General features: G+C 72.0%; 26 protein-coding genes. 11 read left to right on the top strand and 15 right to left on the bottom strand.

Annotated features, from left to right (window positions below):
* Positions 1-124: 124 nt before the first annotated feature.
* The 6 genes from OG570_RS26860 to OG570_RS26885 form a co-directional block, all read right to left on the bottom strand.
* Complete coding sequence (locus tag OG570_RS26860; protein WP_326951249.1) at positions 125-697, bottom strand: TetR/AcrR family transcriptional regulator; 573 nt, start codon at positions 695-697, stop codon at positions 125-127.
* Entirely contained in the window at positions 694-2,589 is a 1,896-nt protein-coding gene (locus OG570_RS26865; RefSeq protein WP_326952003.1) for a YhgE/Pip domain-containing protein, read from the bottom strand. The genes OG570_RS26860 and OG570_RS26865 overlap by 4 nt, the downstream gene beginning before the upstream one ends.
* Positions 2,586-3,278, bottom strand: coding sequence for an ABC transporter ATP-binding protein (locus OG570_RS26870; protein WP_326952004.1), 693 nt, complete (start codon positions 3,276-3,278; stop codon positions 2,586-2,588). The genes OG570_RS26865 and OG570_RS26870 overlap by 4 nt, the downstream gene beginning before the upstream one ends.
* A 107-nt stretch (positions 3,279-3,385) precedes the next feature.
* Positions 3,386-4,306, bottom strand: a complete 921-nt coding sequence (locus OG570_RS26875) for a GNAT family N-acetyltransferase (RefSeq protein ID WP_326960167.1) — start codon at positions 4,304-4,306, stop codon at positions 3,386-3,388.
* A 20-nt stretch (positions 4,307-4,326) separates the two neighbouring features.
* Positions 4,327-5,238 carry a GNAT family N-acetyltransferase gene (locus OG570_RS26880; protein ID WP_326952005.1) on the bottom strand — a complete coding sequence of 304 codons (912 nt, stop codon included), beginning with the start codon at positions 5,236-5,238 and terminating at the stop codon, positions 4,327-4,329.
* Entirely contained in the window at positions 5,235-6,086 is an 852-nt protein-coding gene (locus OG570_RS26885; protein WP_326952006.1) for a class I SAM-dependent methyltransferase, read from the bottom strand. The genes OG570_RS26880 and OG570_RS26885 overlap by 4 nt, the downstream gene beginning before the upstream one ends.
* A gap of 336 nt (positions 6,087-6,422) precedes the next feature.
* Here OG570_RS26885 and rpsA point away from each other — a divergent pair, with 336 nt between their 5' ends.
* Positions 6,423-7,922: a 30S ribosomal protein S1 gene (gene rpsA / locus OG570_RS26890; protein WP_326951245.1), complete on the top strand. Its 1,500-nt coding sequence runs from the start codon at positions 6,423-6,425 to the stop codon at positions 7,920-7,922.
* Positions 7,923-8,261: 339 nt separating this feature from the next.
* On the opposite strand, the gene OG570_RS26895 is transcribed toward rpsA, so the two are convergent.
* Positions 8,262-8,876 (bottom strand): TetR/AcrR family transcriptional regulator, encoded by a 615-nt coding sequence (locus tag OG570_RS26895; RefSeq protein ID WP_326960169.1) that lies wholly within the window; start codon positions 8,874-8,876, stop codon positions 8,262-8,264.
* Between the two features lie 209 nt (positions 8,877-9,085).
* On the opposite strand from OG570_RS26895, the gene OG570_RS26900 reads away from it, so the two are divergent.
* Both OG570_RS26900 and OG570_RS26905 read left to right on the top strand, forming a co-directional pair.
* Positions 9,086-9,712, top strand: a complete 627-nt coding sequence (locus OG570_RS26900) for an HD domain-containing protein (protein ID WP_326952007.1) — start codon at positions 9,086-9,088, stop codon at positions 9,710-9,712.
* A 5-nt stretch (positions 9,713-9,717) separates the two neighbouring features.
* Entirely contained in the window at positions 9,718-10,164 is a 447-nt protein-coding gene (locus tag OG570_RS26905; protein ID WP_326952008.1) for an OsmC family protein, read from the top strand.
* 10 nt (positions 10,165-10,174) lie between these two features.
* Here OG570_RS26905 and OG570_RS26910 read toward each other — a convergent pair whose 3' ends face one another.
* Both OG570_RS26910 and OG570_RS26915 read right to left on the bottom strand, forming a co-directional pair.
* On the bottom strand, positions 10,175-10,423 hold the full coding sequence (locus tag OG570_RS26910) for a hypothetical protein (RefSeq protein WP_247054187.1): 249 nt from the start codon (positions 10,421-10,423) through the stop codon (positions 10,175-10,177).
* Between the two features lie 144 nt (positions 10,424-10,567).
* Positions 10,568-10,813, bottom strand: coding sequence for a hypothetical protein (locus OG570_RS26915; RefSeq protein WP_326952009.1), 246 nt, complete (start codon positions 10,811-10,813; stop codon positions 10,568-10,570).
* A gap of 159 nt (positions 10,814-10,972) precedes the next feature.
* On the opposite strand from OG570_RS26915, the gene coaE reads away from it, so the two are divergent.
* A complete protein-coding gene (coaE, locus tag OG570_RS26920) occupies positions 10,973-12,157 on the top strand; it encodes a dephospho-CoA kinase (protein WP_326952010.1) in 1,185 nt (394 codons plus the stop codon).
* Here coaE and OG570_RS26925 read toward each other — a convergent pair.
* From OG570_RS26925 to OG570_RS26935, 3 genes are all read right to left on the bottom strand, one after another.
* Positions 12,154-12,795: a response regulator gene (locus OG570_RS26925; RefSeq protein ID WP_247054180.1), complete on the bottom strand. Its 642-nt coding sequence runs from the start codon at positions 12,793-12,795 to the stop codon at positions 12,154-12,156. The two genes, coaE and OG570_RS26925, sit on opposite strands and share 4 nt — an antisense overlap.
* Positions 12,792-13,415 (bottom strand): sensor histidine kinase, encoded by a 624-nt coding sequence (locus tag OG570_RS26930; protein WP_442788186.1) that lies wholly within the window; start codon positions 13,413-13,415, stop codon positions 12,792-12,794. The genes OG570_RS26925 and OG570_RS26930 overlap by 4 nt, the downstream gene beginning before the upstream one ends.
* Before the next feature lie 268 nt (positions 13,416-13,683).
* Positions 13,684-14,202, bottom strand: coding sequence for a DUF402 domain-containing protein (locus OG570_RS26935; RefSeq protein ID WP_247054169.1), 519 nt, complete (start codon positions 14,200-14,202; stop codon positions 13,684-13,686).
* A gap of 117 nt (positions 14,203-14,319) precedes the next feature.
* Between OG570_RS26935 and OG570_RS26940 the strand changes: the two genes are divergently transcribed.
* The 6 genes from OG570_RS26940 (at position 14,320) to OG570_RS26965 (ending at position 19,814) form a co-directional block, all read left to right on the top strand.
* Entirely contained in the window at positions 14,320-15,885 is a 1,566-nt protein-coding gene (locus OG570_RS26940) for a DUF5685 family protein (protein WP_326952011.1), read from the top strand.
* A gap of 11 nt (positions 15,886-15,896) precedes the next feature.
* The gene (locus tag OG570_RS26945; RefSeq protein WP_326952012.1) at positions 15,897-16,508 is read left to right on the top strand and encodes a carboxymuconolactone decarboxylase family protein; all 612 of its coding nucleotides are present in this window, start codon (positions 15,897-15,899) and stop codon (positions 16,506-16,508) included.
* Positions 16,509-16,554: 46 nt separating this feature from the next.
* Entirely contained in the window at positions 16,555-18,711 is a 2,157-nt protein-coding gene (gene uvrB, locus OG570_RS26950; RefSeq protein WP_326951233.1) for an excinuclease ABC subunit UvrB, read from the top strand.
* A 91-nt stretch (positions 18,712-18,802) separates the two neighbouring features.
* Positions 18,803-19,075 carry a type II toxin-antitoxin system VapB family antitoxin gene (locus tag OG570_RS26955; RefSeq protein ID WP_326951232.1) on the top strand — a complete coding sequence of 91 codons (273 nt, stop codon included), beginning with the start codon at positions 18,803-18,805 and terminating at the stop codon, positions 19,073-19,075.
* A gap of 20 nt (positions 19,076-19,095) precedes the next feature.
* Positions 19,096-19,470, top strand: coding sequence for a type II toxin-antitoxin system VapC family toxin (locus OG570_RS26960; protein ID WP_326952013.1), 375 nt, complete (start codon positions 19,096-19,098; stop codon positions 19,468-19,470).
* Positions 19,467-19,814, top strand: a complete 348-nt coding sequence (locus OG570_RS26965) for an MmcQ/YjbR family DNA-binding protein (RefSeq protein ID WP_326952014.1) — start codon at positions 19,467-19,469, stop codon at positions 19,812-19,814. The genes OG570_RS26960 and OG570_RS26965 overlap by 4 nt, the downstream gene beginning before the upstream one ends.
* A 2-nt stretch (positions 19,815-19,816) precedes the next feature.
* On the opposite strand, the gene OG570_RS26970 is transcribed toward OG570_RS26965, so the two are convergent.
* Together OG570_RS26970 and OG570_RS26975 are read right to left on the bottom strand one after the other, a co-directional pair.
* Positions 19,817-20,206, bottom strand: a complete 390-nt coding sequence (locus tag OG570_RS26970; protein ID WP_326952015.1) for a VOC family protein — start codon at positions 20,204-20,206, stop codon at positions 19,817-19,819.
* 66 nt (positions 20,207-20,272) lie between these two features.
* Positions 20,273-21,679 carry a S28 family serine protease gene (locus OG570_RS26975; RefSeq protein WP_326952016.1) on the bottom strand — a complete coding sequence of 469 codons (1,407 nt, stop codon included), beginning with the start codon at positions 21,677-21,679 and terminating at the stop codon, positions 20,273-20,275.
* 236 nt (positions 21,680-21,915) lie between these two features.
* Here OG570_RS26975 and OG570_RS26980 point away from each other — a divergent pair, with 236 nt between their 5' ends.
* Positions 21,916-22,419, top strand: coding sequence for an SRPBCC family protein (locus tag OG570_RS26980; RefSeq protein WP_247054153.1), 504 nt, complete (start codon positions 21,916-21,918; stop codon positions 22,417-22,419).
* Between the two features lie 147 nt (positions 22,420-22,566).
* Here OG570_RS26980 and OG570_RS26985 read toward each other — a convergent pair whose 3' ends face one another.
* Entirely contained in the window at positions 22,567-23,331 is a 765-nt protein-coding gene (locus OG570_RS26985) for an enoyl-CoA hydratase/isomerase family protein (RefSeq protein ID WP_326952017.1), read from the bottom strand.
* Between the last annotated feature and the right edge of the window lie 37 nt (positions 23,332-23,368).

The raw sequence follows: 23,368 nt of genomic DNA on the forward strand, positions 1-23,368 counted from the left end.
CTCTTACGGCCGGTAAGGAGGCCTTCACGGCTTTCGGGCGCCGTCGGGGCGGCAGAACCGTCGGTGCCGGACGGTAAAGTGGAAGACGGGGGGCGCGCCCCGCGGCCGGCGATGAAAGCGCCGGCTACTTGCGGCCCAGGCCGCGGATCAGCACCATCACCGCGTCCCGGACCTCCGCCCGTGTCCGCTCCGGGCCGAACACCTGCCAGTCCAGCGCGACCACCAGCATCGTGCCGAACAGCCCGGCCGCCGCCGTCGGGATCTGGACTCCCTCCGGCAGCCTCCCGGCTTCCTCCAAGCGGGAGAGCTGGCTCTTCACGATCGAGATGATTTCCTCGCGCAGCAAGGAAAGCGTGCCGTGCCACTGGCCGGGTGTGCGCCACAGCTCGCTCACCAGGATCTGCGAAAATCCCGGATACCGGGCGATGAACTCCAGCGTCACGTCGACCTGCGCCTCGATCACGTCGAGCGGGTCCGCATCCGAAACCGCGTCGCGCAGCCGTCCGGCCAGCGTGTCGACGCCGTAGCGCAGGAGGCCGTCGACCAGACCGTCCTTCGAACCGAAGTTGTAGTAGACGGTGCCCTTCGCGACGCCCGCCTCGGCGGCGATGTCGTCGACGGTGAGGCCCACCAGGCCCCGGCTCTTCGCGAGCCGCAGTGTGGCCTCGAAGAGCTTTTGCTTGGTCCCGCCGCTCACAGGCTCAGCTCGGGCTTGAGCGCCGACACCGTCCAGACCCGGCGTTTGCGCGCGGCCAGCGTGGACACCAGGATCCCGCCGGCCAGGTAGGCCAGCAGCACGCCGATGTCGCCGAGGATCTGCACGGTGGCGCCACTGTAGAACAGGTGCCGGAAGCCGTCGATCGCGTACCCCATCGGCAGCACGACGTGCAGCGGGTACAAGGCGTCCGGGATGGTCTGCCACGGGAACGTGCCGCCCGCGCTGACCAGTTGCAGCACCAGCAGCACCAGGCCGAGGAACTTGCCGACCGCGCCGAAGAACGCGTTGAGCGCGTGCACCACCGAGGTGAACGTCAGCGACACCAGCACCGCGAACCCGATCGCGCCCAGCGGGTGCGCGATGTGGATGCCGACCAGCCACGTCACCGCGCCGAACAGGACGATCACCTGCGCGATGCCGAGCAGCGCCGAGGACAGCCAGCCGCCCACGGCGACCCGGAACGGTGACGCGCCCGCGGTCAGCGCGCGTGTCGAGAGCGGGCGCAGGATCAGGAACAGCACGAACGCGCCGATCCAGGTGGCCAGCGAGATGAAGAACGGCGCCAGGCCCGCGCCGTACGTCCCGGCCGACGCCTCGCCGTTGGCGTTGACCGCCACCGGGTCCGCGATGGTGTTGGCCGTCGCCGCGCGGGTCGGGTCGTCCGGGTTCGGGATCTCCTTGAGCCCGGCCGAAAGCCCGTCACGCAGCTTCACCGCGCCGTCGGCGAGCTGGTTCGTGCCGGTGACCGCGGTCTTCTCGCCGTCGTTGAGCTTGGCGGCGCCGTCCTTGAGCTGGTTCGCGCCGTCGGACGCCTGCGCGATGCCGTTCGCCAGCTGCGGCGACGCGGCGGCGAGCTTGGCCGCGCCGTCGGACACCTGCTTGGCGCCGTCGGCCAGCTTCGCGAGATCCCCGTTGGCCTGCTGGATCTTGCTGTTGGCCTGGTCGACGGGGGAGCGCAGCTGATCGGCCTTGGCGAGGATCGCCGTGACCTGCTCCTCCGGCACCCCGGCGTTGCGGAGATCGGTCTGCAGCTGCGTGCGGTAGCTGTCGAGCTTGCCCTGGATGTCGGACGACGCGGTCGCGGCGACGGACGCGGCGTCGGCGACCTTCTGGTCCCCGGCGGCCACCTGCGAGGCGCCGTCGGCGAGTTTCTGCGTCTGGGACGGCAGATCCGCGGTGCTGCTCTTGAGCGTGCCGAGGCCGGTGGCGAGCGTCGAGGAGCCGTCGGCGAGCTGGGCCGCGCCGCTCGCGAGCTGCTGCTGGCCGGACTTCAGCTGCGAAGCGCCGTCCGCGAGCTGCGACGCGCCGGTCGACGCTTCCTGGATCTTCCCGTAGATCGTGGAGAAGCCGACCAGGAACCGGTCCGCGGCCTCGCTGCCGACCTTCTCCGCGATCGTCTTGCGCACCTGCTCGGCGACCTGCTTCGCGATCGTCCCGGACAGGTAGTTGTTGGCGTCGTTGGTGGTCAGCGTGATCGTCGCCTGCTGCGGCTGGAAGTTGCCCACCGACAGCAGCGCGGCGGAGAACCCGCTCGGGATGCCGATCGCGAAGGAGTACTTGTCGTCGCGGACGCCGTCGCGGGCGTCCTGCTCCGACACCTCGTGCCACTGGAAGGTGCCGGACTTGACCAGCTCGTCGGTCACCTCACGGCCGACGTTGCGCTGCTGCCCGGTGGAGTCCTGCGCGCCCATGTCGCTGGTGAAGACGGCGGCGGGCAGCTTGTCCAGCCGGCCGTACGGGTCGTAGTTCGCGTAGAGGTAGAAGGACGCGTAGAGCAGCGGCACCAGCACGAGCGCGACCAGCGCCAGCTTGGGCATCGTGCCGGTGGACAGCCGCCGCAGTTCGTTGCGGGCGATCCGGAAGGCGTTCATTCGGAGACTCCGTCAGTGCTCACAGGGAGCTCTTCGGTGGGCTGGGGGAGTTCGGGAAGGCAGTGCTGCGGCTCCGGCTGCTCGGCCGAGCCGATGCGCGCGGGGGTGAAGGGCAGCGCGGACGCCGGCGTCGTGGCGGTCAGCACGACCACGGCGAGGCCGCGTCCGGCCTGCTCGCGGGCCAGTCCGGCCCAGCTGTCGACGTCGCTGGTGTGCCGGTCGGGGGTGTCGAGCACGAGGACGCGCACGCCCTTGCGCGCCGCGGCCAGCTCGGTGAGCAGCCGGGTGCGCAGGGCGGGGGTGAGGTTCTCGAACCGGGTGCCGGCGTAGGGCGCCGCGTCGTGCTCGGTGAGCCAGCGGGCGACGTCCTCCTTGCCCGCCGGGCGGTGGGCCAGGGCCAGCTCCTCGCCGACGACCACGCGCAGGGGCAGCGCGTCGTCCGGCTCGCTGACCTCGGGCGCGTCGACGACCGCGACGAGCGCGGGCAGACCGGCGTCCGAGCCGTCGACCGTGACCGTGCCGGTGCTCGGCTTGAGCCGCCCGGCCAGCGCCAGGCCGAACGCGGTGACGCCGACGCCGGGTTCGCCGTGCACGATCGCCAGGTCGCCCTCGCCGACGGTCAGCGAGGTGGGCGGTAACAAGGTGCCGTGGTGCCCTTCGAGGGACACCCGATCGGCTCGGACCTGCACGGGGACTCCAGCGTGGAAGACTTTTGAACTGACCGGTCAGTTCAAAAGCTAGCCCTCGCCGGGGTGTGGAGCAAGATCACCGGACGCACGTCACACCAGTGGGTGACTCACCGCAGCGCGGCCGCCGGCCGCACCTCCCACGTCGTCCACAGTGGACGATAGCCCTGCCGGTGCCAGAACACCGAGGCCAGCGGGTTGGTCGGGTTGTAGTAGAGGTACGTGCCGGTCGCGCCGCCCGCGTGCAGCTCCCGGTGGACGCGGGCCATCAGCGCCCGGCCGACGCCGCCGCCCCGCTCGCCGGGCGCGGTCACGACGTTGTTCACGTAACCCCAGCGCCCCGGCGGTAGCAGCTCGGCCGCCGCGCCGCCGGGGGTCGCCTCGACCCACGCGCAGTGCGCCATCGCGCGCACCTCGCCGTCGTCCTCGGCCAGCCAGACCAGCGGTTCTTCGGCGTCGAGGGCCTCGCGCAGGGCGGGCGCCAGCAGGCCGGCGGTGTTCGCGCGGCGGGGCGCGGCGACCAGGCCGGTGTAGTCGAACGTCGCTGTCGCCAGCTCCAGCGCCACGGCGAAGTCGGCGGGCCCGGCCCGGCGGACGGTCGCCGCGGGGTCCGGCGCGGCCGGGGGAGCGGTCCGCACGCCCAGCGCGCCGAGCGGGACCAGGCCGTGGTCGAGGAAGGCGCGGATCGCCTCGGCGTCCCGGCTGGGCCAGACGACCACGCACGCCGAGTCGGCGCCGGTCGCCTCGCTCTCGAGGTGCCCCTTCAGCGCGCGCAGGAGCAGGTCGGCGCCCTCGGTGCCGGTGTCGCCCAGGTAGGGGAACAGCTGCCAGGTGTCGGCGGCCGACCACAGCGTCGCCGCGTCGCCGGGGCCCAGCCGGTGCCGCTGCAGCACGCCGGTGACCTGGGTGCCGTCCGCCGTCGCCGCGTCCAGCCGCAGGCCCTCGGCGGGCGGCGCGGCGGGCGGCAGCAGCGCGTCGACGGCCGCGAAGCGTGCCTTGTGGGCAACGAGCAGCGGCTCGGCGATGTCCATGGTTCCCCTCTGGTCGTCGGTCAGGACCAGGCCGGTCGCCGGATCCACATCGTCCACAGTGGACGATAACCCTGCCGGTGCCAGAACACCGGGGAGAGCGGGTTCGCCGGGTGGTAGAAGAGAAAGGTACCGCGCACCTCGTACGAGAGCAGGGTGCGATGGGCCGCCGCCATCAGCGCCCGGCCGACGCCGCCGTCGCGCGCCGCGGGCGCCACCGACAGCGTGTCGACGTAGCCCCAGAGCCCCGGGAGCAGCCGGCCGTGGATGCTGTCGCCCGGCGCCGGCGAGGTCAGGGCGCAGGCGGCCATCCCGGCCGGCACGCCCTCGTCCTCGGCCAGCCAGGCCAGGCCGCTGAACCGCTGCGCCCGGACGACCTCCGCGCGCAGCCGGGCCCGCGCGTCCGGCCGCGGCACGGCGGTGCCGACCAGCGACGTGTACCGCCACTCGGCCAGCCGCAGCTCGGTGAGCGCCTCGACGTCGCCGCTGCCGGCCCGCCGGACGCGCACCCGCGCCGGGCCCGGGTCCGGCGGCGGCTCGACGGGCCGGACGGCCAGGCAGGTCATCGGCGCGAAGCCGTGCGCCAGCAGGACGGCGGACGCCTCGTCGTCCCGGCTCGGCCAGGTCAGCATGCAGCCCGAGTCCGGCCCGCTGCCCGACCCGCGCAGCCGCTCGCGCCACGCGCCCAGCAGCGCCGCGAGACCCGCCGCGCCGGTCTCGCCCGGCACCGCGGTCAGCTCGTGGATCTCCGCCGGACCCCACAGCGCGGGCCACGACGCCGGCGCGTGCACGGCGTGCGTCAGCAGGCCGCCCGCCTTCCGGCCGCCCACGGTCACCAGCAGCGGCTCGCTCGTCATGGGCGGGGCCGCGATCGGCGGCAGCTGCGGGTCGAGCGCGGCGAACCGCGCGTTCTGCTGGTCTTCGAGGGACGTCACGAGCGGTGCGTGCGGAAGATCGCGGTGCCCGGGAACAGCCGGCCGCGCAGCGGGCTCCACTGGCCCCACGGCCGCGTGTGCCCCGCCGGCCACTCCGGCTCGACCAGGTCGGTGAGGGTGAACCCGGCGGAGGCCAGCGCGCGCACGTAGTCGCCGAGCGTGTGGTGGTACTCGACGTAGGTGGCGGTGCCGTCGTCGTCGACCTCGACGTAGGGCGTGCGGTCGAAGTACGGCTGGGTGACGGTGAGCCCCTGCGGGCCCGGGTCGTCCGGGAAGATCCACCGCATCGGGTGCGTCACCGAGAACACCCACGGCGCGCCGGGCCGCAGCACCCGGTGGACCTCGGCGAACACCGCGTCCACCGACGCCACGAACGGGATCGCGCCGAACGCGGAGCAGGCCGCGTCGAAGCTGCCGGAGGCGAGCGGCAGGTACTCGGCGTTGGCCTGCACGAGCGGCACGGCGACGCCGGTGCGCGCGTTGCCGGCCTGGGCGTGGCGCAGCATGCCGGCGGAGAGATCGGTCGCGACGGCGTCGGCGCCCTGGGCGCGCAGCCAGCGCGCGCACGCTGCCTGGCCGCAGCCGACCTCCAGCACGCGCTTGCCGCGGACGTCGCCGAGCAGCCGCGCCTCGTCTTCCCGCACGCCCTCCGGGCACCAGACGAAGTCGGCGTCGCCGAGGAACCCGCCGTGCTCGGCCTGGTAGTCGTCGGCGTCGGCGTCCCACCAGGCGAGGTTCGCGGCCGCGGCCTCCGGCCCGCCGACCTCGCGGTAGGCGACGGCGGTCGTGCCCAGCCGGTGCTCGGCGGCGTCGTGGCGCCCCGGCGCGGCGGGCTCGTTCGGTGGCATGATGGTGTCTCCGGTCCCGGCCGCCGGCGGCTGCCCTGCTGCCTGCTCCACCCGCGTCCTCCAGCCTGCGATTTGCCTTCGCGAGGACCTTAGCGATCGCCGGGGGACCCTGATTGTGCCGCCTAGCGACTGCCGCGTAGGATCAGTGTTAGCGCAGTGGGTTCGCGCTGCCTTCCGCTCAGCTTCGTCTCGGGCTCGGGTCGCGCACCGTTTGCGGGTCATGCCGCGGTCGTTCACTGGTGGACGTTTGCTCGCAGGGTCGTCGCATGCTCCCAACAGCCCATCGCGCCGACAACTGCCAACCCTCGATTCCCATCCACCGGAGCAACCCGCCTAATGACCATCGACACCGTCACCGCCCCGACCGCCCCGAACGCGGCCCCTCAGGTCGCCATCAACGACATCGGGTCGGAGGAAGACTTTCTTGCGGCTATCGACAAGACGATCAAGTACTTCAACGATGGCGACATCGTCGAAGGCACCATCGTCAAGGTCGACCGCGACGAGGTCCTGCTCGACATCGGCTACAAGACCGAGGGCGTCATCCCCTCGCGTGAGCTCTCCATCAAGCACGATGTCGACCCGGCTGAGGTTGTCACCGTCGGCGATGAGGTCGAAGCCCTGGTCCTCCAGAAGGAGGACAAGGAAGGCCGTCTGATCCTGTCCAAGAAGCGCGCGCAGTACGAGCGCGCCTGGGGCACGATCGAGGAGCTCAAGGAGAAGGACGAGCCCGTCAAGGGCACCGTCATCGAGGTCGTCAAGGGCGGCCTCATCCTGGACATCGGCCTGCGCGGCTTCCTGCCCGCGTCGCTGGTCGAGATGCGCCGCGTCCGCGACCTGCAGCCCTACGTGGGCCGCGAGCTCGAGGCGAAGATCATCGAGCTGGACAAGAACCGCAACAACGTGGTCCTGTCCCGCCGCGCCTACCTCGAGCAGACCCAGTCCGAGGTGCGCAGCGAGTTCCTCAACGCGCTCGCCAAGGGCCAGGTCCGCAAGGGCGTCGTGTCGTCCATCGTCAACTTCGGTGCCTTCGTGGACCTGGGTGGCGTCGACGGCCTGGTGCACGTTTCCGAGCTGTCCTGGAAGCACATCGACCACCCGTCCGAGGTCGTCGAGGTCGGCCAGGAGGTCACGGTCGAGGTCCTGGACGTCGACATGGACCGCGAGCGCGTCTCGCTGTCGCTGAAGGCGACCCAGGAAGACCCGTGGCGCCAGTTCGCCCGCACCCACGCGATCGGTCAGATCGTGCCGGGCAAGGTCACGAAGCTGGTTCCGTTCGGTGCGTTCGTGCGCGTCGAAGAGGGCATCGAGGGCTTGGTCCACATCTCCGAGCTGGCCGAGCGCCACGTGGAGATCCCGGAGCAGGTCGTCCAGGTCAACGGCGACGTCATGGTCAAGGTCATCGACATCGACCTCGAGCGCCGTCGCATCTCGCTGTCGCTGAAGCAGGCGAACGAGGGTGTCACGCCGGACACCGAGTTCGACCCGACCCAGTACGGCATGGCCGCCGAGTACGACCCCGAGGGCAACTACATCTACCCCGAGGGCTTCGACCCGGACACGCAGGAGTGGCAGGAAGGCTTCGACAAGCAGCGTGAGGAGTGGGAGCGTCAGTACGCCGAGGCCCACACTCGTTACGAGGCCCACATGAAGCAGGTCGTGAAGGCCGTCGAGGCCGACGCGGAAGCCGCCGCCGACGCGGCGACCGGCATCGAGGGTGGCGCGGAAAGCTACACCTCGGGTTCGGCCCCGGCCGACACGAAGAGCAGCGGTGGCACCCTCGCCTCCGACGAGCAGCTCGCGGCTCTCCGCGAGAAGCTCTCCGGCGGTGCGTGAGCACTAGCTCTCTGAGCTGAAACCCCAGCGAACCCCGGTCCGGAAACGGCCCGGGGTTCGCTGCGTTCCGGGCCTGACCCGGGGTTCCGCGAGTCACGCCCCGGATCACGCGAGTCACGGCCCCAATCACGCGGGTGACGGCCCGAGTACGCGAGTCCCGGCTCTGATCACGCGGGTCGCGACCTGAGTCACGCGGGTCCCGGTCCTGATCACGCGAGTTCCGGCTCCGATCACGCGGGTCGCGGGTCCGGACACACGAGCCGTCCGCCGGTTCGAGCAGTCTCGTGCCATCCGCTGGACCGGGACCCGTCAGCCGGCTCGCCGGCCGCGGTCGTGACGTCAGTGGTTGCGCAGGCCCAAGCCGGTCGTCATCGCTGTGACGCCGCGGCGGTAGACCTCCGCGTTCGCCTCGTCCGTCGGCGGGATGAACCACTCCGGCAGCGCCGTCCGGGAGGCGAGCATCAGCTCCGCGCCGACCAGGCCGTGCATCGCCGTCCACAGGTGGTACGCCGCCGTTCGGGCGTCGACGGCCGGGGGGCTGATCCGCTGGACCCGGTCGATGAACAGGCCGAACGTCGTGCGCACCACGGCCGAGCGCAACGCCGGGTCGGGGTCGAACCCCGGGATCGGGCGCTCGAACATCAACGCGTAGCGCGCGGGGCTTTCGCGGGCGAAACGCCGGTACGCCATCGCCAGGTCGAGCAGGTCCGCGAAGCCGTCGGGACCCTCCGGCGGCAGCGCCTCCAGCATCTCGCGCAGCGAGTCGAACGTGCGCTCGTACAGGGCGTCGAGCAGGCCGTCGCGGCCGCCGAAGCGGGCGTACACCGAGATCGTCGACGCGCCGGCGGCCTCGGCCACGCCGCGCACCGTGAGGGCCGTGACGCCGCGGTCGAACAGCACCGACAGCGCCGCGTCGAGGTAGCGCTCGCGGTGTCCCTGTTCGACGGGGCGCATCGAGACGTGCCTGGTGGCCACGGCGCACCCCCTTCGCAGCAGCCGCGCACGACGGCGTTCGGGTTACTCACCCGCAGCAAAAGATACGATATCCGCAGCGTCTTGGGAATGCGCCGGATGTCCGGATGTGCGGCATTCCCGTCCGATGGGCACCGGTCGGGCCGCGGCGAACCCTGGCAGCGTCGGAAGCACCGACGAAAGGGCTTCCGATGACAGACACCATCACCGTCCCCGACACCGCGCTGGCCCGCGAAGCCGCCGAGCTCGTACGCGACACCGCCGGCCCGCTCCTGTACGACCACTCCTCGCGCGTCTACCTGTTCGGCGCGCTGCAGGGCCGGCGCCGCGACCTCGCCTTCGACGCCGAACTGCTCTACGTCGCGGCCCTGTTCCACGACCTCGGCCTGGTCGAGCGCCACCGCACCGATCGCCGCTTCGAGCTCGACGGCGCCGACGAAGCCCGGCGCTTCCTGCTCGGCCACGGCGTCGACGCGGAACGGGCCCGGATCGCCTGGACGGCCATCGCGCTGCACACCACCCCCGGCATCCCCGAGCACATGGAACCGGAGATCGCGCTGGTCACCGCGGGGGTCGAGTACGACGTCCTCGGCATCGGCTACCACGACCTGCCCGCGCGGGACCGTGCCGCGATCGTCGCCGCGCACCCGCGGCCGGACTTCAAGCGCCGCATCCTCGCCGCGTTCACCGACGGCATCCGTGACCGGCCCGACACGGCGTTCGGGAACGTCAAAGCCGATGTGCTGGCCCGGTTCGTGCCAGGCTTCGAGCGGCAGGACTTCGTCACCACGATCTTGGACTCACCCTGGGAGGACTGAACCGGATGGAGCACCCCGAGCCCGGCACCGTCGTCGTCACCGCGACCGGCGACGGCACCTACACGCAGCAGGTCAGCACGGCGGGGCACACGCTGCTGGTCGACGAGCCGGTGTCCGTCGGCGGGGCCGACGCCGGCCCGAACCCGTACGAGCTGCTGCTCGCGTCGCTGGGGTCGTGCACCGCGATCACGCTGCGGATGTACGCCGACCGCAAGGGCATCCCGCTGGCCGCCGCGACGATCCGGCTGCGGCACGAGCGGATCCACGCCGAGGACTGCGAGAAGTGCGAGACCGAGCACGGGATGCTCAGCCGCATCACCCGCGAGATCGAGCTGGCCGGCGACCTCGACGACGACCAGCGCGCCAAGCTCATGCTGATCGCCGACAAGTGCCCGGTGCACCGGACGCTGTCGTCGGAGATCGTGATCGAGACGCGCGAAACGGGCCGCTGAGCAGAGCCTGTCAGGCGGCCTGCGCCGTGACCGGCCGCACGGTGGCGACGCCGACGGCGGGGACCCAGATGCGTTCGAGCGCGGCCGCGCGGGCCTTGCGGCGGAGCCCGGCGAAGCTGTGCTTCGCCGGGACCAGCAGGGTGCTCAGCCACGTCCGCCGGTAATCCTCCAGGGCCGTCGCCACGGAGTGGTGAACCAGGCAGTGCACCAGCCCCGGCGAGCCGAGCCGGTGCCTCCCGACGTGCTTGCTGTCCGCCATCGTTCCTCCGTGTGGGCGACCCTCGTCGCGGCGCACGGTACGCATCTGCACCGATGAAGGTGAGCAAGAAACGCGGCGTGTCCACATTTCGGTTGAGTCACGCGTCACGATCGGCTTGCGGATCACCCGTCCGTGTGTTTCGTGTTAAGCGGGCCGGACATCGCCCTTCACGCACAGGGTGCCGAACGGGATCCACGTGCTGTCCACCGCGCAGAGCGCGCGCTGCGGCGTGTGCCGGCAGGTCACCTGCACCCGGCGGACGCCGGACACGCACTGCGTCACCGCGACGCCGGCCGGCGGCGTGGCGGCCGCGACGTCCGGCACGGTCAACGCGAGCCCGCCCGCGCACAGCACGGCCGCCGCCGGCCTGCCGATGTCCGTCATCCTCATGAGCCCTCCCTCGATGACGCGAGCCGGAAGACCCGCTGCCGGGGGCGTCGGAAAACGATTACCCGCGTTACGGGCGACCGTGGCGTGTCACGCGAATGGCGCAGACCGCCGCCGAAGTCCGCGGGCGGCCGCCGGGGGAGCTTGGCTAGGGTGATCGGCATGTTGCGTGTGGGGTTGACGGGTGGGATCGGGGCCGGCAAGTCGACCGTGGCGAACCGGCTCGCCGAACACGGCGCCGTGCTGGTGGACTCCGACAAGATCGCCCGCGAGGTGGTCGAGCCCGGCACCGAGGGGCTCGCCCGGCTCGTCGAGGAGTTCGGCCCGGAGATCCTGGCCGCCGACGGTTCGCTCGACCGGCCGGTGCTCGCCGCCAAGGCGTTCGCCGACGACGAGTCGCGCCGCCGGCTCAACGCGATCGTGCACCCGCTGGTCGGGGCCCGCACCGGTGAGCTGATGGCCGCCGCCGCGCCGGACGCGATCGTCGTGCACGACATCCCGCTGCTGGTCGAGGGCGGGCTCGCGACGGCGTACCACCTGGTCGTCGTGGTCGACGCGCCCGTCGAGGTGCGGGTCCGGCGGCTGGTGTCGGCCCGCGGGATGGCCGAGCCCGACGCCCGCGCGCGGATCCGGGCGCAGGCGAGCGACGAGCAGCGCCGCGCCGTCGCCGACGTCTGGCTGGACAACGGCGGTGCCGAGGACGCGGTGCTCGCCGACGTCGACGCGCTCTGGGCGGACCGGCTGGTGCCGTTCGAGGCGAACGTCCGGCTGCGCCGGCCGCGGCCCCCGGTGTCGCCGAAGATCGCCGGGTACGACCTCACCTGGCCGCAGCAGGCCGAGCGGGTGCTCGCCCGCGTCCGCGCCGCGAGCGGCGAGCTGGCCCGGCGCGCCGACCACATCGGCTCCACCGCCGTGCCGGACCTGCCGGCCAAGGACGTCCTCGACCTGCAGCTGACGGTGTCCACTTTGGACGACGCCGACAAGCTCGCCGAGCTGCTCGCCGACGCCGGTTTCCCGCGCCTGGCCGGGGAGTGGGTCGACGACGCCCAGGACGGCGACGGCACCTGGCCGAAGCGGCTGCACGTCGGCGCCGACCCGAAACGGCCGGTGAACCTGCACGTCCGGTCCGTCGAGACACCCGCGTGGCGCCTCGCGCTGTTGTTCCGCGACTTCGTGCGCGCGCACCCGGACGAGCGTGACGACTACCGCGACGTGAAGCTGCGGCTGGCCGACGCGCACGCCGCCGACGGCAACGTCGCGGCCTACGCCGACGAGAAGCAGGACTGGGTCAACGGCGCGTTCGTCCGGGCGGAGAAGTGGGCCGAGACGACCGGCTGGACGCCCTAGGACCCGAGCAGCCCGCGTTCGAACGCGACGGCGACGGCGGCCGCGCGGTCCTTCACCCCGAGCTTCGCGTAGACGTGGATCAGGTGCGTCTTGACCGTCGCCTCGCTGATGAACAGCTTCTTCGCCGTCTCCTTGTTCGACGAGCCGCGCGCGACCAGCGTCAGCACCTCGAGCTCGCGCTGCGACAACGGTTCCCGCGCGGGCCGGCGCATCCGCCCCATCAGCCGGCCGGCGACGGCGGGGGAGAGCACGGCCTGTCCGCGGGCCGCCGCCCGGACCGCGCGGAACAGCTCCTCGCGCGGCGCGTCCTTGAGCAGGTAGCCGGTCGCGCCCGCCTCGATCGCCGGCAGGACGTCCGAGTCGGTGTCGTACGTCGTGAGCACCAGGATCCGCGCCGGGTTCCCGAGCCGCGCGAGCTCGCTGATCGCCGTGACGCCGTCGGTGCCCGGCATCCGCAGGTCCATCAGCACGACGGCGGGCCGCAGCCGCTCGGCCAGGGTGACGGCTTCGGCGCCGTCGGCCGCCTCGCCGAGCACCTCGAAACCCTCTTCGCCGTGGGCGGGTTCCGCGGACAGGATGCCGCGCAGGCCGTCCCGGACGATCGGGTGGTCGTCGGCGATCAGCACGGTGATCGTCATGCGGGAGCCTCCGGGAGCAGCGGGACGGCGGGCAGGGCGACGGAGATCGCGGTCCCGGCGCCGGGCTCGGACTCGACGTGGAGCGTACCGGCGAGCCGCCGCACCCGGCGGCGCATGCCCGGCAGCCCGAACCCGCCGTCCCCGGTCGCGGGCTCGAAGCCGGCGCCGTCGTCCCGGACGTCCAAGGTCACTTCGCCGTCCATGTACGACAGGGTGAGACCGACCCGGCCCGCCGCCGCGTGCTTGTCCACATTGGACAGGGCTTCCTGGGTGATCCGCAGGATCGTCGCCTCGATCTCCGGGTGCAGCCGCCGCGGGTCGCCGGTGGTGGTGCACGTCGCGGGCACGCCGGTCCGCTCGCTCCACCGCGCCGTGACGTCGGCCAGCGCGTCGGGAAGCGTTGCGCCGTCGAGGGGTTCGGGGTGCAGCGCGCGCACCGAGCGCCGCGCGGCGGTGAGGTTCTCGCGGGCGAGCGCGGTCGCCGAGTCCAGGTGCCGCTGCCACTCCGCCGGCTGCTCCTTGGCGAGCGCGGCGGCTTCCAGCTGCGTGATGATGCCGGTGAAACCCTGCGCCAGGGTGTCGTGGATCTCCTGGGCGAGCCGCTGTCGTTCGTCGAGCATCCCGGCTTCCCGGGCCTGGCTGAGCAGCTGCCGTTGCAGTCCTTCGTTCTCCGCGTGCGCGGCGGCCAGCTCGTCCAGGGTGCGGCGGCGCTGCTCGTTCTGCCGGGCAACGGCCGTCGACAGTCCACCGCGACCTTCTCGCCGTACCGCTTGTGGAGGTGCTCGACCTGGATGACCGGCGGCGGGGGCCGGCGAATCGTCGGGACGGCCGGGATCGGGTCCTCCACCGGAGGACCCGGCATCCACCGGATGGTGGACCCGGTGGCCCTTAGGGGTGCCGCCGCCAGGTCAGCGTGACGTCCTTCGTGGCGAGCCAGGCGGCGAGGTCGTAGCCGTGCGAGGCCAGGCCCTCGATCGCCGCGTAGGTGGTCTCCAGCGCGGCCTCGGCCTCGTCGGCCGTGACGAGGCCCGCGGTGCGGGCTTCCAGCAGCTCGTCGGTGTCGATGGTGCGCAGGGAGAGCTTGTCCTTCAGCACGATGTCGACGTAGAGGTCGGTGGCGACCCAGCGGGGGCCGTCGCGGTTCACGCGGACGACGTCCAGGTAGAAGTCCTGGTCGCGTTCGTGGCCGGGGGAGAACCAGAAGTCGGTGACGCGCAGGCCGAGCTCCGGCAGCAGCCACGACTCGAGGTAATGGAACTGGGCACGGCCCGGCGCCGGGCGGGCCAGGTACAGGCCGAACGGTTCCTCGCGGAACTCCTCGACCTCCCGGCTGATGCCCTTCGGGTCGATGTTCGTGCGCGCGGCCGGGTCGAAGATTTCGACCTTGGGCGGGTGCAGTCCCGTCATGGCCCCATCCTGCCCGCAACCGAGCGGAACCCGGTCACGAATCGCGAACGGCGGCGGTGCGAGCCACACGTTCGGGCTAAGGTGCGCCGACGACCGGGGGAACCGAGGGGACTGGGGATGTTCGGGATCATCAGGCCGTGCCGGCACCGGCTGTCCGGGTCGTTGCACGCGGACTGGGTCGCGCACCTGTGCGGGCTCTGCCTCACGCTGCGCGACGAGCACGGCCAGCTCGCGCGCGTCGTCACCAACTACGACGGGCTGATCATCTCGGTCCTCGTCGAGGCCCAGACGCCGCGCGCGGACGGCCGGCGCGACGCGGGTCCGTGCCCGCTGCGCGGCATGCGCTCGGCGTCGGTGGCCCGCGGCGAAGGCGCCCAGCTGGCCGCGGCGGTGTCGCTGGTGCTGGCCGCGGCGAAGGTCGGCGACCACGTCGAGGACCGCGACGGCGCGTTCGGCAGGCGCCCGGTGGCCGCGGCCGCCCGCCGCGTCGCGTCCCGCTGGGCGAAGCAGGGCAGCCGCACGGGCGGCCGCGTCGGGTTCGACACGACGGTGCTGACCGAGGCCGTCGACCGCCAGGGCGAGCTGGAGCGGGCGATGCGCCCGGGCGACTCGGCGCTGCTGGCGACCGAGCCCGCGGAACTGGCCACGTCGGCGGCGTTCGCCCGCACGGCGGAGCTGGCCGGACGGCCGGGCAACGTGGCGCCCCTGGCCGAGGCGGGCCGCCTGTTCGGCCGCGCGGCACACCTGCTGGACGCGGTCGAGGACCAGGCGGCGGACGCGGCGGCAGGCGCGTGGAACCCGTTGCCGGCCACGGGAACGGACCTCGTGGAGGCCCGCCGGCTGTGCGACGACGCGGTGCTGGGTGTGGAGCTGGCGCTGCGGGAGGCGGAGTTCGCCCAACCGGCGCTGGTGCACGCACTGCTGGTGCACGAGCTGAGGCAAGCGGTCCGCCGCGCCTTCGGCCACGGCTCGGCCCACGACCACGACCACGACCACGGCTTCCGGCAGCCCGCGGACGGTGGCGATTCGTCCGGTCCCGGCGGGCGGGGCCTGCTGCTCGCCGACGGCCACGACCTTTGGTCGGGCGGTGCCACCGGGCAGCAACCGCCGCCGGGCTGGATCGGGCCGGGGCCTCGTCCTCAGCAGCATCCGCACCAGCCGCCGGGGCAGCAGCCGCCGCCTGGAGGTCCGCAGTGGGGCGGTGGTCCGAGCGGTCCCGGCCGGCCGGGAAACCCGGGTGGCCCGGGCTGGTCCGGAAACCCAGGCGGCCCAGGTGGTCCTGCCGTGCCCGGCGGTCCCTGGGGTCCGGGCGGACCCAACGGCCCAGGCGGTCCTGGAGGTCCCGGCGGACCCAATGGCCCAGGCGGACCCGGTGGTCCAGGAGGCCCCGGCGGCCCGGGTGGCCCTGGCGGTCCCGGCGGGCCGGACGGGCCCGACGGCCCGGAACCCGAGCCCCTCGGCGGCAAGGGCGGCGGCCTCTGGGTCCCGAAGTTCGTCGTGCCCCCGAAGAAGCGCAACTTCTTCTTCGGCTGCGCCGTAGCCTCCTACATGTGCTGTACCTGCCAGTTCTGCTGCCGCGATCCCTATCCCGGTCCGTGGAGCGGGAAACCGTCGGCGACCGGCGGCTGCGACTGCGATTGTGACTGCTGCGACTGCTGTTCCTGTTGTGACTGCAACTGCTGAGGGGAACCGTGATGACCGAGCCGATGGACCAGCTGCACGACCGCGGCCGCGCCACCTTCGCGGGGCTGGTCGAAGGCGGCGAAGCCCGGCTCGACGCCCTCTTCGCCACCGTCCCGGCGCTTGGTGAGCTGGCCGTCGGCACGGTCTACGGTCACCTCCACGAGCGCCCGGCCCTCGACGCCCGCACGCGCGAAGCCGCCACCCTCGCCGCGATCGTCGCGGCGGGGATGGTCGGGCCGCCGCTGAGCGTGCACCTCCGCACCGGCCTGGCGTCCGGCCTGTCGCCGGCCGAGGTGGGCGAGATCGTGGTCCAGACGGCCGCGTTCGCCGGCTTCCCCCGCGCGGTTTCCGCGGCCGACCAGCTGAACCGGCTCTTCGAAGGCCACGGCCTGCCGATCCCGCCGCCGGCGTCGGCCCGCGAGGTCGTCCTGGGGTACCTGGAAGCGCCGGGCGCCGAGGTCGCCGAGGTACTCGCGGAGTTCCCGCGCACCGAGGTCCAGGCGACCGGCCCCGACGGGGTGCTGGTCTCGTGCTTCGGCCCCGGGCCCGCGCCGGGCGCTGTCGTGCACTGCGTGGTGGCCGGCGGCGAAGTGGCCTTCGCGACGGTGTTCCGACCCCGCTGACCAGGGCCGACGGAAATTGTCGGTGCCGAGGCTTACTCTGGTCGACGTGGCTTTCGCAACCGAACACCCCGTGCTGGCGCAGTCCGACTTCCGGCCCGTCTCGGAGATCCCCCGGGAAGGCGGCCGGTTCGAGGTCGTCAGCGACTACCAGCCCGCCGGTGACCAGCCGGCGGCCATCGACGAGCTCGAACGGCGCGTCAACGCCGGCGAGAAGGACGTCGTGCTCCTGGGCGCCACCGGTACCGGCAAGTCGGCGACGACAGCTTGGCTGATCGAGCGCGTGCAACGGCCGGCACTGGTGATGGCGCCGAACAAGACCCTCGCCGCGCAGCTGGCGAACGAGCTGCGCGAGCTGTTCCCGCACAACGCGGTCGAGTACTTCGTCAGCTACTACGACTACTACCAGCCCGAGGCGTACATCGCGCAGACGGACACCTACATCGAGAAGGACTCGTCGATCAACGACGACGTCGAGCGGCTGCGGCACTCGGCGACGATGAACCTGCTGTCCCGGCGTGACGTCATCGTGGTCGCGAGTGTGTCCTGCATCTACGGCCTGGGCACGCCGCAGTCCTACCTCGACCGGTCCTCGAAGCTGAAGATCGGCGAGCGGCTCGACCGGGACGTCTTCCTGCGCGCGCTGGTCGACGTGCAGTACACGCGCAACGACATCGCGTTCGCGCGCGGCACGTTCCGCGCGCGCGGCGACACGGTCGAGATCATCCCGGCGTACGAGGAGCTGGCGATCCGCGTCGAGTTCTTCGGCGACGAGATCGAGAAGCTGTACTACCTGCACCCGCTGACCGGCGACATCGTCAAGGAGGTCGACGAGGTCCGGATCTTCCCGGCGACGCACTACGTCGCCGGCCCGGAACGCATGGAGAAGGCGATCAAGAGCATCGAGCAGGAGCTCGAGGATCGCCTGGCGGAGCTGGAGAAGCAGGGCAAGCTGCTGGAAGCGCAGCGGCTGCGGATGCGCACGTCCTACGACATCGAGATGATGCGGCAGGTCGGGTTCTGCTCCGGCATCGAGAACTACTCGCGGCACATCGACGGCCGCGGCGCGGGCACCGCGCCGGCGACGCTGATCGACTACTTCCCGGAAGACTTCCTGCTGGTCATCGACGAGTCGCACCAGACCGTCCCGCAGATCGGCGGGATGTACGAGGGCGACATGTCCCGCAAGCGCAACCTGGTCGAATACGGCTTCCGGCTGCCGAGCGCCGTCGACAACCGGCCGCTGACCTGGGAGGAGTTCTCCGACCGGATCGGGCAGACGGTGTACCTGTCGGCGACGCCGGGGCCGTTCGAGATGGGCCAAGCGGGCGGCGAGTTCGTCGAGCAGGTGATCCGGCCGACCGGCCTGGTCGACCCGAAGGTGGTCGTGAAGCCCACCGAGGGCCAGATCGACGACCTGGTGCACGAGATCCGGGAGCGCGCGGAGAAGGACGAGCGCGTCCTGGTCACCACGCTGACGAAGAAGATGTCCGAGGACCTCACGGACTACCTGCTGGAGCTGGGCATCCGGGTGCGGTACCTGCACTCCGAGGTGGACACGCTGCGCCGGGTGGAGCTGCTGCGGCAGCTGCGGGCGGGCGACTTCGACGTGCTGGTCGGCATCAACCTGCTGCGCGAGGGCCTCGACCTGCCGGAGGTGTCGCTGGTGGCGATCCTCGACGCGGACAAGGAAGGCTTCCTGCGCAGCGGGACGTCGCTGATCCAGACGATCGGCCGCGCGGCGCGCAACGTGTCGGGCGAAGTGCACATGTACGCCGACAAGATCACCGACTCCATGCGGCACGCGATCGACGAGACCGACCGCCGCCGCGAGAAGCAGGTCGCCTACAACGTGGAGCGCGGGGTCGACCCGCAGCCGCTGCGGAAGAAGATCGCCGACATCCTCGACCGGGTCTACAGCGAGGCGGAGGACACCGAGCAGGTCTCGGTCGGCGGCTCGGGCCGCAACTCCTCGCGCGGCAAGAAGCCGGAACAGGGCGACCGGGTGCGCAGCTCCGGGATGCTGGTGGACAAGGACGTCTCGGCGATGCCGCGGGCCCAGCTCGCGGACCTGATCCAGCAGATGACCGACCAGATGATGCAGGCGGCCCGTGACCTGCAGTTCGAGCTGGCGGCCCGCCTGCGCGACGAGGTCCAGGACCTGAAGAAGGAGCTGCGCGGAATGGACGCGGCCGGCATCAAGTAGCCGGACACGACACCAGCGGGTGGCGGTTGTCGCCGGGGCCGAACAGTGCTCGCCCGATCGAGTATTACACCCCGGTTGGTACGCTTCCACCATGGCGATGAACATCAAGGACCCGGAGGCCGAGCGCTTGGCCGCCGAGGTCGCCGCACTGACGGGTGACACCAAGACCGGTGCCGTCCGCGAAGCCCTGCGCCTGCGCCGTGACCAGCTCATGGCGCGGGACAACACCGAACTGCGGCTGAAGCGGATGCGGCGAGTACTGGAAGAGGAGATCTGGCCGTTGATCCCGCCTGAGGAGCTCGGGAAGCCGATCCCGAAGGACGAGTGGGAAGAGATTCTCGGGTTCGGGCCGGGTGGCGTGTGATCATCGACAGCTCGGCCATTGTGGCGATCCTGCGCCAGGAACCGGACCACGAACGACTCGAGGAGCGCCTCGCGGAGGCGGACTCGGCCAGGATCGGCGCGCCCACTCTCGTCGAGGTCGGCATCGTGCTCACCACGAGGCTCGGCGCGCGGGGCCAGCTGGTGCTCGCCAGGTTCCTCCAGGACAACCACATCGCGACCGCACCTTTCACCGATGAACACGCGGAGGTGGCGATCGAAGCGTTCAAGCAGTACGGGAAGGGACACCACCCGGCCAAGCTGAACATGGGCGACTGCTACAGCTATGCCACCGCCAAGATCGCCCGGGAACCGTTGCTCTGCATCGGCGATGACTTCCCGCAGACCGATCTCGAGCTGGTGAAGCTCGGGTCGTGAACATCGAAGCCGTGGTCGCGTACTGCCTGGGGTTGCCGGGTGCCGAGGAGACCTATCCGTTCGGTGACCACGTGCTCGTCGCGAAGGTCGGCGGCAAGGGGTTCGCCTTCATCGGCCAGGAGGAGCCCGGCAGTGTCGCCGTCAAGTGCGGGGCCACCCGGGAAGAAGCGGCCGAACTGCGTGAGCGCCATCCCGACGCCGTGACCGTGATGGACTACCTCGGCCGGTACGGCTGGAACCGCGTCCGGCTCGGCGCCGGGGTGTCCGACGCCGAGCTGGAAGAACTCCTCGACGCCTCCTACGAGGCCATCGTGAAGAAACTGCCCCGCGCCAAGCGGCCCTGAACTCAGTCCGGCACCGGCGCGTTCTCGTCCGCCTGCAGCATCCCGAAGATGTTGCCCTCGGTGTCCTTGCAGTACGCCAGCCACCCGACACCCGGGACGGGCTGCTTCGCGAGCGCCAGCGTCCCGCCCGCCCGCGCCACTTCGCCGAGGGTGTGGTCGACGTCGGCGACGTCGATCGTGTTGACGAAACCGTGTACCGGCCCCGAATCCGCGGGCGGCGGGCCCTGCCGCGGCACCAGGCCGCCGTCGATGCCCTCGCCGTCGCCGGTGGAGATCATCCAGTACGGGACCTCGCCCCAGCGTTCGAACTTCCAGCCGAACACCGCGGTGTAGAACGCCACCGCGCGCTCGGGGTCGGCCGCGTGGATCTCGAAGTGGATCGGACGAGGCATGCTCGCCTCCTCAGGCCGGGTCGGCAGGTGACGGGAGACTACGCCTGTCGCCCCGGTTTCGGGAGGTCAGAGCCGTGGGTGCCCCGACAGGGTGAGATCGGCGTCGAACTCCGGGAAGCCGGCCGGCGCGCTCCGGGCGCTCAAGGCCGACGCGGCCGGGGGCAGCCCGGCCCAGCGTCGGACCGTCGCGGTCGCCGCGGCGGCGTCGGCGGCGGGCAGCTGGGCGATCCTCGAGCCGTGGTTGCCGCCCGGGACGTAGTAGCGGTACGAGTCCCGGCTGCCGAAGCCGAGCTCGAACGGCTCGGCGCCCCACGGGTCGTTCGAGCCGTAGACGAACAACAGTCGCGTGCCGCGCGACTTCACCCAGAAGTCGACGTCCGGCATGGCCAGGTAGTCGAACCGGGGCAGGCGGACCGAGCTCGGCACGAACGTCTTCGGCTGGTCGGCGCCCGGGTAACGCAGCAGGTCGCGCAGGTAGCTGTCGTACGCCTCGGGCGCGCCCAGCTGGACCGCGGCCTGGTAGTAGTACGGGATGTAGGGCGAGAGGTCCTGGTCGGAGTAGGTGTTGAGGCTCTCCACCCGCTCGTACCAGGCGTAGACGTCGGCCGCGGGCGCGCCGGGCTTCGGCACCGTCGCGCAGTCCGCCTGCGTCTGGTACTGCCAGAACGCGAAGTACGAGTCGATCACCGAGATCTCGAGGGACTTGTCGGCCGAGCCGACGATCGAGAACGTCAGCCCGCGCTTCGCCGCGTCCACCGCGGCGATCGCGCCGAGCTCGTCACGCCGTTTCAGCGCGTCGCGCTGGATGGCCTTGAGCGCGTCGCGGCAGCCGGGGTCGTTGCCGACGCGCGAGAGGAACTTGTTGTAGACGTCGATCGGGTCGATGACGTCGTTGGGCGCGACGTACGGGACCGTCCCGTCGACGTCGTCGGGGAAGAAGCGCCGGAAGTACGTCGCGGTCATGCCGCCCTTGCTGCCGCCGGTGGCCAGCCACTTGCCCGGGTAGATCGCCTTGAACGCCTGCACGGCGCTGTGCTCGTCCGCGGCGGCCTGCCAGATCGTCAGCTGCTGCGCCCAGTTCTCCGGCTGCGGCCGTGACGGCGTGAAGTAGCGGTACTCCATCGAAAGCTGGTTGCCGTTGACGATCTGCGTCGGCTCCGACCGGTTCGGCGCGGTGCTGACGTTGTAGCCGCTGGTGAAGGCGACCGTCGGGGCGGCGAAGTCGCGGTGCAGCAAGGTGAACCGCTGCTGGAACGTGCCCGCACCCGGGTGGCGGTGGTCGGCGGGCTGGGTGAAGGTCAGCTCGAAGAACCGGAACCCCGCCGGCGCCGGGTCCTCCTTGACGATCGTCAGGCCGGGGATCCCCCGCAGGGCCGCTTCGATGTCGGTCGCCGCGCCGGCCGACGGCGCGAGGCCCGTCAGCGCGGCCAGTGCCAGCACGGCCGCCGAACAGGCGGTGAACAGTCTGCGCATGAAGCACCTTCCCCGGCTTCGGACCACTGCGTGGGACCCTCACAGAACCGGCCGGGGTGGGCAATCGGCTGACCGGGCGCACCCTTCGCCGGAAACCGACTTTCGGCGGGTACCGCGGCTCCCGGGTGGCGTCCTCGCTGCTGCGCAGTCGCGCGCATTGTGCAAGTTGTCCGGGTGATCGGCGCCACGTTACCGTCCGGATCCAGAAGGCACCGGCATCGAGCGAGGGGTCCGCCATGAAGGTTTCCGACTGCCCGACCACCCAGGTCGAGGTCCGCATCGAGGCGTCGCCGGCCGAGGTCTGGCACTGGCTGCTGGACGTCGACCTGCCGGCCCGCTTCTCCACCGAGTTCCAGGGCGGCGGCTGGCTCGAAGGCAGCGCGCCCGGCCTCGGCGCCCAGTTCCGCGGCCGCAACTCCCACCCCGTCGCGGGGGAGTGGGAGACGGTCTCGACCATCACCGGCTTCGAGCCCGGCCGGTTGTTCGCGTGGGCCGTGATGGACGTGGCCGACCCGGCCGCGTCGTGGAAGTTCCAGCTGGTCCCGGACGGCGAGGGCACCATCCTGCGCCAGTGGGCGCAGATCGGCCCGGGCCCGTCCAACCTGACGACCATCATCGGCTCGATGCCGGAGCACGAAGAAGAGATCGTCGCGATGCGCCTGGGCGAGCTGCACGACAACATGCAGCGGACGGTCGAAGGCATCAAGTCCCTCGCCGAGTCCGGCGTCCGCGCGGTTTAGGCGCGGCCGGAGCAAGTCACGCTCGCGGTCTTCGCGCCCAGGCGGCCCCTGACGGCACGGGCGGCCCGCCCGAGTACAACCCCGGTACGAGGGCGACCCGCCCGCACCGTCAGGAACCACCTGGATCACGAAGCCCATCGAGCAGACTCACTCCGGCCGCGCCTGGCCGCCCAGCACCTTGTCCACATAGGACTTGACGGCGCCGAGCGCCTCGGGCGCCCGCCACATCCGCTCGATCCGCGGGTCGTCGGCGTGGCGGTACTCCGCGATCCGCTCGTGGTAGGGCTGCCGGATCTGGGCCTTGGTGTGCGCGAACGGCTCGGCGGGCAGGTCGCCGAGCCGGGCCGCGATGGCGACGGCCCGCTCGAGGACCTCCTCCGGCGGCGCGAGTTCGTCGGCCAGGCCGCGGGTGAGCGCGTCCTCGCCGCCGACGGTCGCGCCCGAGTAGGTCAGCGACGGCAGCGGTGTCGTGCCGTACGCGCAGCGGAGGATCTCCAGCGCGGCGAGCGGGAACGGCAGCCCGACGAGCAGTTCGGTGACGCCGATCCGGCCGGGCCCGGTGGTGAGCACGCGGTGGTCGCACGCCGCGGCGAGGACCGCGCCGCCGGCGATCGCGTGGCCGTTGAGCGCCGCGACGACCGGACGCGGGAAGCCGAACACCGCCAGCAGCGCGTCCGACAGCAGCGGCAGGAACTCGGACACGTACGCGGCGCCGCCGTCGCTGATCCGCCGGAGGTCGGCGCCGGCGGAGAAGATGCCGCCGGTGCCCGTCAGCACCACCGCGCGGGCTGCGCCGGCTTCCTCCAGCCGCAGCACGAGTTCCCGGCACGAATCGGTGTCGAGGGTGTTGCCCTTGCCGTGGTCGATCCGGAGCACGGCGACGTCGGACTGGCTCTCCAGGGTGATCGGCACGGCCCGACCGTACCGCGCCGGGACGACCCCGGCCGAG

The sequence above is a fragment of the Amycolatopsis sp. NBC_01286 genome (genome assembly GCF_035982555.1).
In the GTDB taxonomy this organism is placed as follows: Bacteria; Actinomycetota; Actinomycetes; order Mycobacteriales; family Pseudonocardiaceae; genus Amycolatopsis.